This is a genomic window from Cocleimonas sp. KMM 6892 (assembly GCF_035798195.1).
Classification (GTDB): domain Bacteria; phylum Pseudomonadota; class Gammaproteobacteria; order Thiotrichales; family Thiotrichaceae; genus Cocleimonas; species Cocleimonas flava.
Window position 1 is genome coordinate 99,983 of sequence record NZ_JAPFBV010000002.1, and the last position, 16,638, is coordinate 116,620.

At 41.4% G+C, this 16,638-nt stretch carries 13 protein-coding genes; 6 read left to right on the top strand and 7 right to left on the bottom strand.

All coding sequences use genetic code 11. The annotated features are described in order from the left end of the window. Positions 1-168: 168 nt before the first annotated feature. A complete protein-coding gene (locus tag OO007_RS06045; protein WP_325808131.1) occupies positions 169-1,296 on the bottom strand; it encodes a sulfite oxidase in 1,128 nt (375 codons plus the stop codon). 322 nt (positions 1,297-1,618) lie between these two features. Here OO007_RS06045 and OO007_RS06050 point away from each other — a divergent pair, with 322 nt between their 5' ends. Beyond that, a complete protein-coding gene (locus tag OO007_RS06050) occupies positions 1,619-2,656 on the top strand; it encodes a zinc-binding alcohol dehydrogenase family protein (protein WP_325808132.1) in 1,038 nt (345 codons plus the stop codon). Positions 2,657-2,768: 112 nt separating this feature from the next. Here the strand turns inward: OO007_RS06050 and OO007_RS06055 are convergent, their stop codons facing one another. From OO007_RS06055 to OO007_RS06075, 5 genes are all read right to left on the bottom strand, one after another. Beyond that, complete coding sequence (locus tag OO007_RS06055; protein ID WP_325808133.1) at positions 2,769-3,461, bottom strand: ABC transporter ATP-binding protein; 693 nt, start codon at positions 3,459-3,461, stop codon at positions 2,769-2,771. Further along, positions 3,461-4,246 (bottom strand): ABC transporter ATP-binding protein, encoded by a 786-nt coding sequence (locus OO007_RS06060; protein WP_299875310.1) that lies wholly within the window; start codon positions 4,244-4,246, stop codon positions 3,461-3,463. Before OO007_RS06060 ends, OO007_RS06055 begins: the two co-directional genes overlap by 1 nt. Then, positions 4,239-5,234 (bottom strand): branched-chain amino acid ABC transporter permease, encoded by a 996-nt coding sequence (locus tag OO007_RS06065; protein ID WP_325808134.1) that lies wholly within the window; start codon positions 5,232-5,234, stop codon positions 4,239-4,241. The genes OO007_RS06060 and OO007_RS06065 overlap by 8 nt, the downstream gene beginning before the upstream one ends. After that, positions 5,227-6,159 (bottom strand): branched-chain amino acid ABC transporter permease, encoded by a 933-nt coding sequence (locus OO007_RS06070; RefSeq protein WP_325808135.1) that lies wholly within the window; start codon positions 6,157-6,159, stop codon positions 5,227-5,229. Before OO007_RS06070 ends, OO007_RS06065 begins: the two co-directional genes overlap by 8 nt. A gap of 190 nt (positions 6,160-6,349) precedes the next feature. Beyond that, positions 6,350-7,540, bottom strand: a complete 1,191-nt coding sequence (locus tag OO007_RS06075; protein WP_325808136.1) for an ABC transporter substrate-binding protein — start codon at positions 7,538-7,540, stop codon at positions 6,350-6,352. A 301-nt stretch (positions 7,541-7,841) separates the two neighbouring features. On the opposite strand from OO007_RS06075, the gene OO007_RS06080 reads away from it, so the two are divergent. From OO007_RS06080 to OO007_RS06090, 3 genes are all read left to right on the top strand, one after another. After that, complete coding sequence (locus OO007_RS06080; protein WP_325808137.1) at positions 7,842-10,490, top strand: DUF1963 domain-containing protein; 2,649 nt, start codon at positions 7,842-7,844, stop codon at positions 10,488-10,490. Positions 10,491-10,693: 203 nt separating this feature from the next. Next, a complete protein-coding gene (locus OO007_RS06085; RefSeq protein ID WP_325808138.1) occupies positions 10,694-12,196 on the top strand; it encodes a GTPase in 1,503 nt (500 codons plus the stop codon). Then, entirely contained in the window at positions 12,126-13,526 is a 1,401-nt protein-coding gene (locus OO007_RS06090) for a GTP-binding protein (RefSeq protein WP_243651544.1), read from the top strand. The genes OO007_RS06085 and OO007_RS06090 overlap by 71 nt, the downstream gene beginning before the upstream one ends. Before the next feature lie 60 nt (positions 13,527-13,586). Here OO007_RS06090 and OO007_RS06095 read toward each other — a convergent pair whose 3' ends face one another. Beyond that, positions 13,587-14,165, bottom strand: a complete 579-nt coding sequence (locus OO007_RS06095; protein ID WP_325808139.1) for a helix-turn-helix domain-containing protein — start codon at positions 14,163-14,165, stop codon at positions 13,587-13,589. Positions 14,166-14,331: 166 nt separating this feature from the next. Between OO007_RS06095 and tdh the strand changes: the two genes are divergently transcribed. Continuing rightward, positions 14,332-15,363: an L-threonine 3-dehydrogenase gene (gene tdh, locus OO007_RS06100; RefSeq protein WP_325808140.1), complete on the top strand. Its 1,032-nt coding sequence runs from the start codon at positions 14,332-14,334 to the stop codon at positions 15,361-15,363. After that, positions 15,363-16,553: a glycine C-acetyltransferase gene (locus tag OO007_RS06105; RefSeq protein WP_325808141.1), complete on the top strand. Its 1,191-nt coding sequence runs from the start codon at positions 15,363-15,365 to the stop codon at positions 16,551-16,553. The genes tdh and OO007_RS06105 overlap by 1 nt, the downstream gene beginning before the upstream one ends. Positions 16,554-16,638 lie beyond the last annotated feature (85 nt).

Below are 16,638 nucleotides of genomic sequence, written 5' to 3' on the forward strand. Positions count from 1 at the left end.
AGAAAAGTCCATCGTAGATTCCGTAAGGAATCGTCGATGTACAATGGTAGATCAACAACTACTGTCTTTAAGACTCAAAAGTTATTATCAAACCCTCACCAAGAGCCAGAAAAGTCCATCGTAGATTCCAGAATAAACGACGTTCTTTAATCCCCAGCAACAATAGATTTAAACATTGCTTAAATCATCTTCAACCCAGACTTCAGTGATCTGAACACAATTATTACCAAACCCTGAATTATCCCAGGGAGGCTCAAGCGGTTGGGTGTCGCCATTGGCATCTGTGGCTCGGCACTTAAGTTGGTGGTATCCCGCTTCTGCTTGCCAGTTAAATTGCCAGCGGCTCCATGCGTACTTTTCATTGGCAGGGAAGACTTCTGCTTCAAACCAATCATCATTTATTCCAATTTCGACTTTAGTGATTGGTGTGCCAAAGCCAGACCAGGCTCGTCCTTGCAGTATTGTTTCACCAGCTTCTAATAAACGTTTACGGGTATACCAGTCTGGCTTGCCCGGCGGCACCATCAATGATTTCACGCGTATTGCTGATACTGGCGTGCCTTTATCATCCTTATCTTTACGATAAACATAGGTTCCAACTTGCTGATAACCTTGGAATTCATAGTCTATGGCTTCGATGCGGTTTAACCATTTCACGCTTGCCATGCCATACCAGCCTGGCACTACTAATCGTAATGGAAAACCGTGTTGTGGCGGCAACGGTTGGCCGTTAATTTCCCATGCCAGCATAATGTCTGGGTTATTTGCCATTTCGATACTCAGTGCACGCGAAAAATCATGCTGTACGCCAGAGTCAACGCCTTCATCGGCGCCACTAAATACCCATTGTATTGCTTCGGTTTTAACATCTGCGGTTTTTAAAACATCAATCAGGCGTGTGCCTTTCCATTCTGCTGTACCAACAGCTTCATACGTCCATGGCATGCTTGGCCAATGTGGCTTTAATAAGGCTCGACCATTACCTGCGCATTCCAGTGTTACTTGCTGAGTGATTTGTGGGAGTGACTTGAGGTAATCCATATCCAGCGTCATCGGATTATTGACCAATCCGCCAATTTCTAAAGACCATTGTTTTTCATCCTGAACATAAGGGATATCAAAATGACTGAGTAAATAATGCATACCGATAGGGGTAACATCATGGCGTAAGGTTTCTAACGCGATACCTGAGTTACGATTTGCTAATAGCACTTCAAAATGATTGAAGTCTGTTTCTGAGTGTTTCTTGCTTTCCGGGTTCAGAATAGGGTTAACAGTTGGATCTTTTTTTTGCATGGCTTTGGTCCGTTTTATCATCACAATCTAATACAGCAACAATCTATTACAATAAAATTTCTTACAGCAAGAAGTATATGAATGATCTGCCTAGAAAACATATACAAAACATATATCAAACATAGATTATCAAAAATATGTTGATTATGTTTCTCTGTTAACACTCTTTATGAAAAACAATAAAATATCAATACTATACTTCTCAAATAAATTACAGAGTTGTCATTTTCCTGTGTTTGTTAAAACAAGTAAATGACAAGAGCAAACCTAAACTAACAAAGCAAAGCAAAGCAAACGCAACAGCATAGCAAAGGAATAAAAAATGAAAGCAGTCGGATATTTAAAATCGTTACCTATTGATCAAGCAGACTCATTAATGGATATCGAGATAGAAACTCCTGTAGCAACCGGTCGAGATATCTTAGTAAAAGTAGCAGCGGTTTCAGTAAACCCTGTTGATACTAAAGTAAGAATGCGAGCAGAAGCAGAAGGTGATCAACATAAGATTCTCGGTTGGGATGCAGTAGGAGAAGTCGTCGCTGTCGGTGAAGATACAGAGTTATTTAAAGTTGGTGATCAAGTTTGGTATGCGGGCGATATTACACGCCAGGGTTCAAATTCTGAATTTCAATTGGTTGATGAGCGCATCGTCGGTACAAAGCCATCATCATTGTCGAATGAAGAAGCAGCGGCAATGCCTTTAACCGCTATTACGGCGTATGAATTGTTATTTGCCCGTTTAGATTTTACGCCGGGTCAAACAGATGCAGATGCTGAGGCAGGTTCACCTAAACCAACTATCCTTATTATGGGCGCTGCAGGCGGCGTGGGTTCTATTTTAACGCAACTTGCAAAAAAGCTAACCAATGCAATAGTGATCGGTACGGCATCACGTCCAGAAAGCGAGCAATGGGTTCGTGATCTGGGAGCTGATCATGTAATCAATCATCACCAGCCTTTAGTTGCCCAATTAAATGATCTTGGTATTGTTAATGTGACGCATGTTATCAGCCTTAATCATACAGAACAGCATTTTCCACAGTTGGTAGAAGCGTTAGCACCACAAGGCAAATTAGCACTTATCGATGATCCAGAAAATGGGCTTGATATAACGTTGCTTAAAGTTAAATCTTTATCTTTGCACTGGGAATTGATGTACACCCGTTCAATGTTCAACACATGGGATATGCAAAAACAGCATGATTTGTTGAATCAGATTTCTCAATTGATTGATGACGGTGTGATCAAAACAACCTTAGGGGAGAACTACGGCACAATAAATGCAGAAAATTTGAAGCGCGCGCATGCTCATATCGAGACTAATCAAGCGGTTGGGAAAGTGGTACTTGAAGGTTTTTAAATAGGACCAAGCTTTTGACGTTTATAAAAGGGTGAATTGAGGCTATCTATTCACCCTTTTTATTATTCTAAATTCAAATTTCCAAGTGATTCTTTATACGTACTAATAACTCTTAAGTACTAACTCCCAAATACCGACTACTAATATCATCAGTCAACGCTTGTGGTGCACCATTCCAGACAGATTGGCCTTTTTCCAATATGAAGCATTGATCGCATACCGGGAGTAATTCCTTAAGAGTTTTATCGACGAGTAATATCGATTGCCCGTTTTCTCTCAGTCTATGAATAGCAGCCCAGATTTCTTGCCTGACTACAGGGGCAAGTCCTTCAGTGGCTTCATCTAAAATCAATAACTTTGGATTGGTTAATAAAGCGCGGCCAATCGCTAGCATTTGTTGTTCGCCGCCCGATAAAGTCGCGGCAGATTGTTTACTGCGTTCTTCTAATCGCGGGAACAGCTGATGAATTTTCTGCATATCCCATTGGCCCTTTCTTTCTGTCGCTAACAGGTTTTCTTCGACCGTTAAATTCGCAAAACAACGGCGTCCTTCCGGGACGAGCCCGATTCCTTTTCGTGCAACGACATGCGTTGGCAACTTCGCCAGATTTTCACCGTTTAATGAAATAGTGCCTGTAAGTGGGGGGGTGAGGTTACAAATAGCGCGTATTGTGGTTGATTTACCCACGCCGTTACGCCCCATTAGAGCTACAACTTCGCCGGGATTGATCTCAAGACTGACATCAAACAATGCCTGCGATTTGCCATAGAAGACGGCTATGTGTTCGACTTTGAGCAAAGACATTAGTCATCCCCCAGATAGGCTTTTCTTACTTCTGGTGAAGCTTTGATTTGATCGGGTGAACCAGAGAAAATCAGTTTGCCATAAACCAATACAGAGATGCGATCAGAAAGCTGGAATACTGCATCCATATCGTGTTCGATAAGTAAAATAGGTATTTCTGCTTTGAGGTTTTGCAGAAAGTTGATCAAACCTTGTGTACTGGCAGGGTCCAAACCCGCCATTGGTTCATCCAGTAATAACACTTTGGGTTGTAAGGCGAGGGCGCAGGCAACTTCTAATTCGCGGCGTTTACCGTGGGATAGTTGTGAAGCCAGCGTGTCTTTAAACTCGCTGATGTGTAATCGATCCAGAATCTTATCGGCTTCGTCTATCAGGCTTTGGTCACTGGCTGCCGGTTTCCAGAAACGATAGCTAGAACCCTGACGAGCCTGAACCGCGAGCATCACATTGCGTTGCGCGCTTAGTTCCATGGCGAGGCAGGATACCTGAAAACTGCGGCCTAAACCTAAGCGGCTGCGTTTAGCAACGTTCATATTGGTGATATTAGTGCCGTTAAGCGTGATAGAACCAGAATCTGGTTTTATCCATCCTGCGATTTGTCCAACCAGGGTAGATTTGCCCGCACCATTGGGACCGATTAAAGTATGTATTTCGCCTTGTTTAAGATCGCAATTAATGGAATCACTAACGGTTAAAGCCCCATAACGCTTGGTGAGGTTTTCTATTTTAAGAACAGTACTGCCCAATTTAGTACTATTTGATGTATCAACGGTGGAATTAGTCATTTTGCTTTTCTCCCACAACCATTTTCATCAAACCGCCATTGGCATAGAGCACCACAATGAGTAATACCAGACCAAGGAATAACTTCCAGTGTTCGGTATAACCGCCGATAAAGGTTTCGAGCAATACAAACAATGTAGCACCTAAAATGGGGCCAGATAAGCGACCTACGCCACCCAGTAATATAAAGATAATGATCTCGCCTGACATCTGCCAACTGAGCATGTCAGGGCTGACAAAGCGGTTTAAATCGGCAAATAACGCGCCAGCGATGCCAGTGATCACGGCTGAAATCACAAAAGCTGTCAGTTTGATTGGATAAGGCCTGATGCCAACCGTCGCTAAACGTACATCATTCATTCTGGCGACTTGCAGTGCGGTACCAAAACGTGAACGGATGATGCGCGAACTCAGAAATACAGTTAACAGCAATACAGTAAAACAGATCAGGAAGAACACCAATTCATTATCGGTATCTTTGCCCAGAAACTGATTTCGGCTAGAAATTAATAAACCATCTTCTCCGCCATAATCGGGCCACGAAATCGCAAAGTAATACACCATTTGTGCAAAGGCGAGGGTGATCATAATGAAATAGACGCCGCTAGTACGCAGCGAAATCAAACCAATAAATAAGGCGAGAAGGGCACAAATAATAATGACAAATAGCCAGATCGTAAGCATCTGATTGGTGCTGTCTAAGCCTGCAATAAATGAGGTGCTTTCACTAAAATGCATGGCTGAAATACCGGCTATATATCCGCCAATACCGAAAAATGCGGCATGGCCGAGACTAACCATGCCGCCATATCCCAATGCGAGATTAAGACCAACACCGGCAATGGCAAAAATAACCACGCGAGAGACTAAATTGACGTAATAGCCTTGATCTAGCCAATAGGTGACTAAGGCCGTAACAAAAATTAAGCCAAGGATAATCAGGTTGAGGGCTTTCTCTTTAAAGCCTTTTTGATGAGTAGAATTAAGCATTGGCTGGGAATAATCCTTGTGGACGAATAGCCAGAATCACAGCCATTAAAATATAAACCAGTACCGAGGCAAGTGATGCACTCAGCGTTGCAACCTGACTGTTGTCGATAAACAATGCCAGAATATTAGGTAAGAAAACGCGACCTAATGTATCGACCAAACCAACTAGAATAGAAGCGACCAAAGCACCTTTGACCGAACCGATACCGCCAATAACAATCACCACCAAGGCAAGTATTAACACAGGTTCGCCCATCCCAACTTCTACTGAATAGAGTGTGCTGACCAGTGAGCCAGCCAATCCCGCAAGTGCTGCACCTAATGCAAAAATAAGCGAGTAAATCACACGAATGTTTACGCCTAATGCGGCGATCATCTCACGATCGGATTCGCCAGCACGAATACGCATACCGAGCCGTGTTTTGGTAATTAATAAATAAAGTGAGTACGCAATAATCAAGCCAATCGCAATGATAACCAGGCGGTAAATAGGGTAGGAACTATTGCTATCCTCCTCGAAAGAAAGCGGTATAGAACCCGATAACCAGCTTGGAATGCTGAGATACAACGGTGATGAGCCAAATATCCAGCTAGTGCCTTCAGATATGATCAAAATTAACGCGAAGGTGGCAAGCACTTGATCGAGATGATCGCGATCGTAGAGTTTACGAATCACAACAACCTCGATAATCAAACCTGCAATCGCTGCACCAACAAATCCTGCCAGCAAGCCAAGCAAGAAAGAGCCCGTCATATTTGTGATAGTGGCGCAACAGAAAGCGCCAATCATATACAGTGAGCCGTGGGCGAGGTTAATTAAACCCATCACGCCAAATACCAGCGTCAAACCAGCTGACATCAGGAACAATGTCATACCGAGTTGCAAGCCGTTAAGGAGTTGCTCAAGAAAGAGGGCAGCTGTCATATCAATTTATTCGGGCGTTTAGGGATAGTAAAGGAAACAAAAAGTCACCCCCCTACTTTGGGGCACTTTTTTCAGTAACGAATTTCGTTAATGAGAAAAAAGTGCCCCAAAGTAGGGGGGTGACTTATATGATGTAACTATTTTAATGAACAATTAATGAGCAATGATTAACAATCAATGATCAAATGAATTACATCGCACAATCTTTAGCGTAAGCATCCTGATGATTTTCAAGGCCTTTGCTGATAATTTTATTGGTCAAAACATCACCTTCTTTAACCACTTCACGAACGTAAATGTCCTGAATTGGGAAGTTGTTATTACCAAATTTGAAATCACCACGCGGCGATGCGAAGTCAGCTGCTTTAAGCGCTTTACGGAATGCATCTTTATCACTTACTGGAGATTTTTTTAATGCTGATAAAATCAAGTTAGCCGCATCGTAACCCTGACTTGAGTAAAGAGATGGAAGCTTGTTGTATTCTTTCTGATACGCTGCAACAAAGGTTTTATTCGCTTCGTTATCGATATCCTTATTCCATTGTGATGAGTTTTTAACGCCAAGTGCCGCATCGCCAACTGCACCTAGAATACCCTGGTCGAATGAGAACGCAGGACCCATAACCGGGATTTTTGAACCAGATTGTGAATACTGTTTCATGAATGCGATACCCATGCCACCCGGAAGGAAGAAGAATACAGAATCAGCGCCCGATGCTTTAATTTTAGAAATCTCAACCGCATAGTCTTTTTGACCGAGCTTTGTGTAGATTTCACCCGCAACTTCGCCTTTATAGAAGCGTTTATAACCTGTTAATGCGTCTTTACCCGCTGGGTAGTTTGGCGCCAGAATAAAGGTCTTTTTAAGGTCTGCGCTGTTAGCGTAATTACCCATGGCTTCGTGTAAATTATCATTCTGCCATGCCACATTGAATGAATTTTCGTGACAGCCTTTTCCAGCTAATGCCGAAGGTCCTGCATTTGGGCTAACATAAAAAACGCCTTTCTTAACCGCTGAAGGGATAACAGCCATTGCCAGATTAGAGAATATAATACCGGTAAGAATATCGACCTTATCCTTTTGAATAAACTTGTCTGCAATTTGTACCGCTTTCGCTGGTTTACGGCCATCATCTTCGATGAGAAGCTCAACATCTTTGTTGTTTGACATTTTTAGCGCTAACTGAAAACCATCTCTGACATCTTTACCAAGACTTGATCCACCACCAGAAAGCGTCGTAATCATACCGATTTTTGTGGTATCCGCTTGAGCCATAGTTGTCGCTGAAGTAAAAATGAGAGCCAGACTGGTCATGGCAATTGTTTTGATGGAGAGATTTGTTTTGAAGAGATTGGTAGCTTGCTTTGCAAAAAGTGTCATACGATTTCCTTTTAAGTTAAACGGAGCAGAGAGGTAACTGCAATGTAATCAAGTCGAATCAAGTCGAATCAAGTGGAATCAATAGTATAGAAAAGTTTTGTTGAAACGCCTACTATGATTCGCTTAAAAAAGTGCCTAAAAGTGGGGGGGTGACCTCAATACCATTAATTTTCAATCGAATACGATTAGTGTAGGCTAGTAAAACAAGCATAAAGCAATTAATTCAAGCAATCTACGCGATCGCTTTTGTTGTCATATTTTTTCCATATTTTTGTTATTAGATAGTAGGTGCTGAGATCCCATGAAAAGAATTGAAACGCTGTCATTTGATGTGTCTTATGACGAACTCTTTTCAGAAAATAAAATATCATTTGGCGATGTGATTTTGACTAACCCGGATGAGTCGTTTGAATTACAGATACCACAAATGATTATTTCGCTGGATAAGTTTTCGAAGTTGTCAGAAATAAAGGGTTTAGAAGCGTTTAAAAGCACTGATGCTTCATTAGATAAAGATAAAGATAAAGATAAAGATACAGATACAGATGCAAATAATGTCGAAGCGCTGATTCAGGCTTATTACAAACTAAAACGCTATAACATTGTTGAGTCGACTATCGAAAAAATCGAAGTAGAAGGTAAGACCTGTTATCTGCAAAAAGCTATTTCAAGCATTCAACATCAGGAAGAAGAATTACGTTTTTTCCATCTTTTTGCCACTGTATGCATTGATGATCAATACATTCTGGATTTAACCGCTGATTGTGAGTTATCGGTAAGAGACACCTACGAGCCGTTATTTTTAAATATACTCAAGGATATCCACTACAAAGGTCATTATTCGGATCACTGCGCAGAACTAGAGCAACAGATTGCTGATTATGAAGAAAAAATCACTGCGCTAAATATTGATAATATCAACAATATGAGTGTACTGGATGTTATGGATATACCCGAATTTTGCATTCCTGACGATGGAAATGAAGTGTTTGAGGTTGGGGAGTTTGCTTTCAAACTCGATAGCGGGATTAGCGTTTTTCAAATCAGTGATTTCTCACATACCTTCGGTGTCAAAATTCATCTGCCCGTCAAAAATGACAAACACTTTCAACGTGCTGTAGAAAGCCAATTGCTTAATGAACATATCGATTACTTTGGGTTTGATATTGAATTGAAACAAGTGTTTGAAAATAATATCCCGACCGGAGTTTTTGAGTTTGAGGAGGGTAAATCTAACGCGCCACTCTTTCTGCATCTTTATTGTAGAGGGTTTGAATACAGTCTGGATTTTTTTGGAAGACTAGAGTTAAAAGAAGGGTGGTTGGGTTTAAATGGTTACTTAAAACCACCGTATGCGAATACGCCCCTTTTTCAGGTGAGGGTCTATTGTAAAATCGATGCTGAACAACTGGACTGGACTAATTATACTTTTTCCTATGCTGAATCTTTACAAGCCAACCCTGATGACGTGCGCTATTTGTATATTGAAAAACCAGATTTTGTGGAACTACCCAAAGAGGTTCTGGCGTTTACTCAACTAAAAACACTCACCATTTTGGGTAATTATAATTATGCTGATCAAGAAAGTTCATACAGTCCTTTAAATGAGATTCCAAAGTCTATCGCTAATTTTAAACAATTAGCGTCTTTAAGTATTTCAAATACTTGTATAAAGAAATTGCCAGATAGTATCGGTGAGCTTTCAAACTTAAACAGGTTGCAATTGACTAATAATTTACTCGAAAGTATTCCAGAATCATTGATGCAGCTACCGGCTTTAGAATGTCTTTATCTCAACCATAACCACCTAACACATTTACCTGATGAGATAAGTTTACCTAGTTTGAAACAGATTTCGTTTTCCAGAAATCGATTAACCACGTTACCCAAAGCCTTAGCGCTTCAACCACAACTTAATAAAATTGAAATTGAATACAACTGCTTTACGCATCTACCAGAAGACTTAAACAGCATTGAAAACATCGTTTTAGAATTACCTGAAAAGCAACGACTGCTCGATTACGATTATAAAGGTGCAGATGGAAAAGGCACGGTTGATATCAACGATTCGCTATATTTAGCCAGTAATGATAAGCAGTTATTGCAACAACTACAGTCCGCAATAACCAATACGGTGTTCGAGAAACATCAACAGGCACTGCAAGATGTGGCTTTAAAAGCGGTCTGCCTGCAAACCACTGAAGCGGATGATTACAGTATTCTTGGCAATACACGTTTTGGTGGAAAACCTGACCTGCCTGAAGGCATGGCATATCCAGAATTTGAATCGAATTATTATGAAAGAATGTGTGGTTGGCAATTTATCGCACAGCTTAACTGCGCAGATTTAGTCGATTACCAGGCGTATTTGCCACGAACTGGAATGCTCTATTTCTTTCTGGAAGATCAGGAAAGTTTTGTTTGTAAGGTGATTTATTCGGATACGACAAAACTACAGTCAGCCAAGGACTTAGACATTGATGATGATTATATTGGTGATGATGGCGGCATTTATGCGCCATTCAAAGCTACCGCAACGACTATGATTTCGTTACCGCATTTTTATCGAAACGATCCTTTGTTCAAAGAAACCACATTAGAGAACTTTTATGCCAGTAAAGAAGTCGACGAATATCATAAGATAAAGGAAGAGTTATCGAAAAAGCTCGGGGTAAAAGGGATCTATCAAAGCTGGAATGACTGCTATTATGCCGATAGTCATCATGCAATTAATACTTATGTGTTTACCCAGCATGAGTCACCTCAAGAGCATGCGGCATTAATAAAAAAAGGCAAACTGGAAGACTGGGTGATTTTATTAAAGGTCTATTCTGACAATAATTGTGGCTTCTGCTTTTGGGATGCGGGTGAAATTTCCTTTTTAATACACAAGAGTGATTTGGCTAAATGTGATTTTAGCAATGTGGTTTGCATGCTTGAAACCAGTTAAAAAAGCCCCCAAAGTAGGGGGGTGGCTCAAGGTATTTATATTTAATGGTTTAATCACCGTTAATCCTGTTTATATCAATTTTATACCAATGACGAATCACACTTTTTGAGTGATAATCCTTTAAGTAATAAATTGAACGGTTACACCCTTGCATTAAGCTAATAAAGACTTCTAAAACATCAGGATAATCACAGCCATAATCAATGAAAAAATCTGGATTTAAATTCAAGCGAATACTCGCTGTTGCAGTTGTTTTAGTGACACTGCTTTTATTGTTGTTTCTATTTTCTGCGACTCGCAGTGCGCTTGATGTTTGGGAGCGTTTGCAAGGCTTGCCTGAACCACTGTTTTACACGTATGTAGCACTTATTGCTGCGGTGATTTTATTCAGTTTATGGTTGATTTATAAATTATTAAAACCGAGTCAGCAAAACCCTGATTATAAAATTGAAGAAGTCACCGAAGAAAATATCTTAAAAGAATTAGATCACGCCGATACGGTAGGCATGGAAACTGCTGAAATGCGTCGTGAGATTGAGCAATTACAGGCGCGTAAAGAGACTGGCAGAATCTATGTCGCCCTGTTTGGTGATGTCAGCACAGGTAAATCATCCATTGTCAAAGCGCTATTGCCCGAGGCTACTTCTGCGTCATTGAATATTGATATCAATGTGCGTGGTGGATCAACTCAGGACATCAAACAATACACCTGGAAAAGCACATCGGGTGATGAGTTGGTATTAACCGATCTTCCCGGTCGCAATGAAGCCAGCGGCGAATTAGATGCAGCCGTTAGAGATGAGGCAATCAGAGCACAGATTGTGGTGTATGTGACGGATTCTGATTTGTCCCGCAGTCAATTTGACGATATTCAGCAACTCAAGAGTTTCGGTAAGCCAATGATTGTTGCCTTGAATAAAAGTGATCGTTTCACCGATAAAGAAAAGCAATTGATCAGCGAACGTTTCAATACCAATTTAAATGCAGGCACGGATGCTTCAATTCAACACGTGTTTGTGCAATCTGGTGGTGAAGAAGAAGTTGTCAAAATATACCCGGATGGTCGTGAGGAGAAAGTCGTCAGAGCGCGCAGGGCTGATGTCTCTGCATTGGCACAAGCACTACAGGATGAAATCGACAAACAGAGTGGCGCACTAGAAACCTTACGTGATGCCAGTGTGTTTGTACTGGTTAAACAAAAATTAGATGTGGCGAAGGATGATTTCCGCCAGAAAAAAGCAGAAGAAATCATTAAAAGCTCTACCCGCAAAGCCGTACTGGGAGCATTGGCCTCTGTCAGCCCAGGATCGGATTTAGTGATACAGGGTGTACTTGGAACACAGCTCGTTAAAGGTTTGTGTGCTTTATACGATGTACCTGTTAAACAATTGGATATCGATAATTTGCTGGACTTTAGTACAGGTCAAATGAAAAAAAGCGTTCCGTTAATACTGGCTGTAGCCGGCAACGGTATGAAGGCCTTCCCCGGAATAGGCACCGTAACCGGCGGGCTGACTCATGCAGTGGCTTATGGGTTGATATTTGATGCCTTAGGGCGTGCTGTAAATAAAACTTTGCAACAGCGAGGTCAATTAAAACCCGCTCCTGCAGCCATTACCTTTAAGGAGATGTTGAGTGAAGATCTGGAATCGCGCGCGAAGTTATTTGCCAAGCTGGTTTTCGACAAGCAAAAACAGTCAAAATAGCGACTCAGAAACCGCACTTTCAGAATTACCTGGCAAAGGCTCTGATTCGGGTGACTCCAATGTCGATATGGCGAAGGAAAGTTTAAGCCAGTTACTTGAAGATACGCGTGTGCCTGACTCTGTACGTGATGTGCTGAGTGATGAGTATCAGCAGCTGAGTAAAATGCTGGAAAAGCTCGAAAAAGGGCATTTGCACATAGCTGTTTTCGGTCGGGTGAGTGTGGGTAAATCGTCTGTATTGAACGCTCTTTTAGGTAAACAGGCATTTAGTGTCAGTGTTTTACACGGCGAAACTAAAACAGAAAGTAGTGAAGAATGGCAGGAAGTGGATGCTGGCGGTATCTACCTGATTGATACGCCTGGCATTAATGAAATAGACGGCGAAGAAAGAGAGCAATTAGCTCATGAAGTAGCGAATCGTTCTGATTTATTATTGTTTGTGGTCGATAGCGATTTAACCGAAGTTGAATTAGCGGCATTAAAGACCGTTGCTGATACTAATCGCCCGATTATTCTGGTCGTGAACAAAGCAGATCAGTACAACGAAGAAGAAATCTTCGAATTACGCACCATTATTCGCAAACGTGTTAAGGGTATTATCGCGCCTGCGAATATCGTTTTCACTGCCGCATCGCCGAGTAGACAAACAGTCATCTACGTCGATGATGAAGGTAATGAAAAAGAAACGGTTAGACAACGACCTGTTGATATCCTGAATCTGAAATCGCGCTTATGGGAGATTTTAGAAGCGGAAGGTAAGACCTTATCTGCGCTAAACGCTTCCTTGTTTGCCGGAAACCTCAGTGAACAACTGGGGGAGAAGATTCTCGCAACCCGAAAAGAGTTGGGTGAAGAAACCATTCGCATGTATTGCGTGGGTAAAGGTGTTGCGGTTGCATTAAACCCTATACCTATTGCCGATCTATTAGCGGCGGCTGCGATTGATGTGAGTATGGTGATTCATCTTTCCAGAATATACGGTTTGCCGATGAGTAAATCAGAAGCAGGCGAGCTGATTAAAACCATCGCCGCTCAAATGCTGGTTTTATATGCGACTTTCTGGGCAATTCATTTTGCCTCGTCTGCATTGAAGATAGGCACTGTAGGTTTTTCAACCGTAGTTACTGGTTTGGCGCAAGGTGCAGTCGCCTGGTATAGCACTCTGGTCGTCGGTAGAGTTGCTGAAGATTATCTAGCCAAAGGTAAATCCTGGGGTGATTCCGGGCCTAAACTGATTGTTCAAAATATACTCGATAGTCTCGATCGAGATTCCGTGATGAGTGACGCTAAGGAAGAGATTACACGCTATCTAAAAGCCTCTAAAAAATAATGTCAACGGTTTGTTCGTTTTCTCAAAATCTATTCCCATAAGGCTTTATAGCTGTTGGGACTAGTTTGTATTTGATGCATTGTCAAAACTGGTTATCATATAAATGACCGCTTCCTGATCCCAATTGTTAATAATTCTATGATCCTGGTCAGCCTGATAATACGCATTATCTCCTGTGGTTAAATGCTTTGAATCAGAACCTGAAATAACCGTAATATCTCCACTCTGGACGGTGATCATTTCCCGAGTCCCTCGCATATGGGGATGGCTGTTTAATTCGCCATTTACAGGAAGCTTCACCAAATAAAACTCGATATTCTCGGCCGAATGGATGGGGGTCAATACCTGGATAAACGCTGACTGATCATCCCTTAAAATAGAATTTTTATTATCCCCTTTTACGACTTCTATTAGCGGCTGTGTCCATGGCTCTTCTATCAATTCGGCAATAGATATATTGAATGCTTCTGCAATCTTGCAGGTGACCGCAAGAGTAGGGTTCGCTTTACCGCGTTCGATCTGACTAAGCATGGATCGACTAACGCCTGAGAGATTTGCTAAGTGCTCTAAAGTCCAGAGCTGTTTCTTTCTCTGCTGTTTGATTCGTGTAGATAGTGATGACAGTGTTTCGTTGCTCAATTTAAATGTCCATAAACTAATGTTTTATAAGAGAAAGAGTATATTTTCGGATATCTCTAGTAATTATATAGTAGAAAAATATCCACTATATGAAATAAATATGTAGATTTCTCTATTCTCTTAAGTTTACTATAGTGGATATAAATACACTATAAGGAATATTGTTGTGAAAGCGTTAGTAAAATCAAAACCAGAGATAGGGATCTGGATGGAAGATGTTCCAATGCCTGAAATTGGTATAAACGATGTGTTGGTAAAAGTTCAGCGAACCGCTATTTGTGGTACGGATATCCATATATATAACTGGGATGACTGGGCGCAGAAAACGATTCCTGTTCCTCTGGTAGTGGGTCATGAATTCGTTGGTGAAATTGTCGATATCGGCTCTAATGTGATTGATTTCCACAAAGGTCAGATCGTATCCGGAGAAGGACATATCGTTTGTGGTCGTTGTAGAAACTGTATGGCAGGCAACCGACACTATTGTAATCACACCTCAGGCATTGGCGTGAATAGAACCGGTGCTTTTGCTGAATACATTGCATTGCCAATGTCGAACGTATGGGTACACAATGACAGTATTGATAAAGATATTGCCGCTATATTTGATCCTTTCGGTAATGCCACTCACACAGCTTTGCAGTGGGATTTGCTTGGAGAAGACGTGTTAATCACAGGCGCGGGGCCAATCGGTTCGATGGCGGCAGCTATTTGTAAACATGCCGGCGCGCGCAATATTGTGATCACCGACGTTAATCCATATCGTTTGGACTTGGCCAGCAAATTGGGTGCTACCCGTGTCGTTAATGCTGCTAAAGAAAACCTGTCGGTTGTGCAAAAAGAACTCAACATGAAAGAAGGGTTTGATGTTGGTTTGGAGATGTCTGGAAATCCTCAAGCCTTGAATGACATGATTGCTAATATGAATCATGGCGGAAAAATATCCATGTTAGGTATTCCTGCCGAGCAAACTCAAATCGACTGGAATAAAGTTGTCTTCAATATGTTGACCATTAAAGGTATATACGGTCGTGAGATGTATGACACCTGGTACAAGATGTCGATGATGATAGAAACAGGTTTGGACTTAAATCCTATTATCACTCACCGTTTGCCTTATACAGATTTTCAACAAGGTTTTGATGCGATGCTCTCGGGAGAGTCGGGTAAAGTAATTTTAGATTGGGAAAATCACTAATGAATACAGATATAAAACAACATTTTACGCAAAAGTTAGATGCGATCAAAGATGCTGGTCTTTATAAAGAAGAGCGTATTATCGCCAGCGCGCAAAGCGCCACAATTTCACTCAGTGATGGTAGAGAAGTCTTAAACTTATGCGCTAACAACTATCTAGGTCTGGCACAACACCCTGAGGTAAATGCAGCAGCTAAGGTGGGTTTGGAAGAGTATGGTTATGGTATGGCATCTGTGCGCTTTATTTGTGGTACTCAAACCATTCACAAGCAATTAGAAAATCAGTTATCTGCTTTTCTAGAAACAGAAGATACGATTCTTTACCCGTCCTGTTTTGATGCAAACGGTGGCTTATTCGAAACGATTTTGGATGATCAGGATGCCGTTATTTCTGATGCTTTAAATCATGCCAGCATCATTGATGGCGTGCGTTTATGTAAAGCGAAGCGTTATCGTTACAGCAATAATGATATGCAAGATTTGGAAAAGTGTTTACAGCAAGCAGATGCAGATGGGGCAAGAATCAAGTTAATCACCACAGACGGTGTATTTTCAATGGACGGTTATGTTGCTAATTTAAAAGCGATTTGTGATCTTGCCGATAAATATGGTGCTTTGGTTCATGTGGATGATTGTCACGCGACTGGGTTTGTTGGAGAAGGCGGAAAAGGCAGTCACGAATATTGCGGAGTCTTGGGTCGAATCGATTTATTGACAGGAACCCTCGGCAAAGCTTTAGGCGGTGCTAGTGGAGGATACACCAGTGGACGCACTGAAATAGTTGAACTCTTGAGACAGCGCTCTCGTCCTTATTTGTTTTCAAATACCGTCGCGCCTTCCGTAGTTGCGGGAGCTTTAAAAGCGATCGATATAGCTGAGAATTCTAATGAGTTACGTAAGTCTCTGAGGGAGAATACGCGTTACTACAGAGATGCTTTAACGGAGCAGGGTTTTGATATTTTAGAGGGTGATCACCCGATCGTACCTATCATGTTGTATGACGCTAAAGTAGCTTCTAGCTTCGCTAAAAAGATGTTAGATAAGGGTGTTTATGTCATTGCCTTTTCATTTCCGGTGGTTCCAGAGGGTAAGGCTAGAATTAGAACGCAAATATCAGCCGGTCATAGTCGAGCGGATATTGATAAGGCGATAGCTGCTTTTACCGAAGTAAAAAATGAAATGGGAATTTGATTTTAAAGAGTGCTTATTTGCTATCAGGTATTTAAGCCAGTTAACTGGCTTAAATACCTGAAAATATCGCTCAAAGTAGGGGGGT

Bases quoted from the DNA above. Each gene is read 5' to 3' on its own strand.
- OO007_RS06105 (WP_325808141.1), top strand. From the start codon at position 15,363: ATGAATACAGATATAAAACAACATTTTACGCAAAAGTTAGATGCGATC.
- OO007_RS06045 (WP_325808131.1), bottom strand. From the start codon at position 1,296: ATGCAAAAAAAAGATCCAACTGTTAACCCTATTCTGAACCCGGAAAGC.
- OO007_RS06060 (WP_299875310.1), bottom strand. From the start codon at position 4,246: ATGACTAATTCCACCGTTGATACATCAAATAGTACTAAATTGGGCAGT.
- OO007_RS06055 (WP_325808133.1), bottom strand. From the start codon at position 3,461: ATGTCTTTGCTCAAAGTCGAACACATAGCCGTCTTCTATGGCAAATCG.
- OO007_RS06080 (WP_325808137.1), top strand. From the start codon at position 7,842: ATGAAAAGAATTGAAACGCTGTCATTTGATGTGTCTTATGACGAACTC.
- OO007_RS06050 (WP_325808132.1), top strand. From the start codon at position 1,619: ATGAAAGCAGTCGGATATTTAAAATCGTTACCTATTGATCAAGCAGAC.
- OO007_RS06085 (WP_325808138.1), top strand. From the start codon at position 10,694: ATGAAAAAATCTGGATTTAAATTCAAGCGAATACTCGCTGTTGCAGTT.
- OO007_RS06070 (WP_325808135.1), bottom strand. From the start codon at position 6,159: ATGACAGCTGCCCTCTTTCTTGAGCAACTCCTTAACGGCTTGCAACTC.
- OO007_RS06075 (WP_325808136.1), bottom strand. From the start codon at position 7,540: ATGACACTTTTTGCAAAGCAAGCTACCAATCTCTTCAAAACAAATCTC.
- OO007_RS06065 (WP_325808134.1), bottom strand. From the start codon at position 5,234: ATGCTTAATTCTACTCATCAAAAAGGCTTTAAAGAGAAAGCCCTCAAC.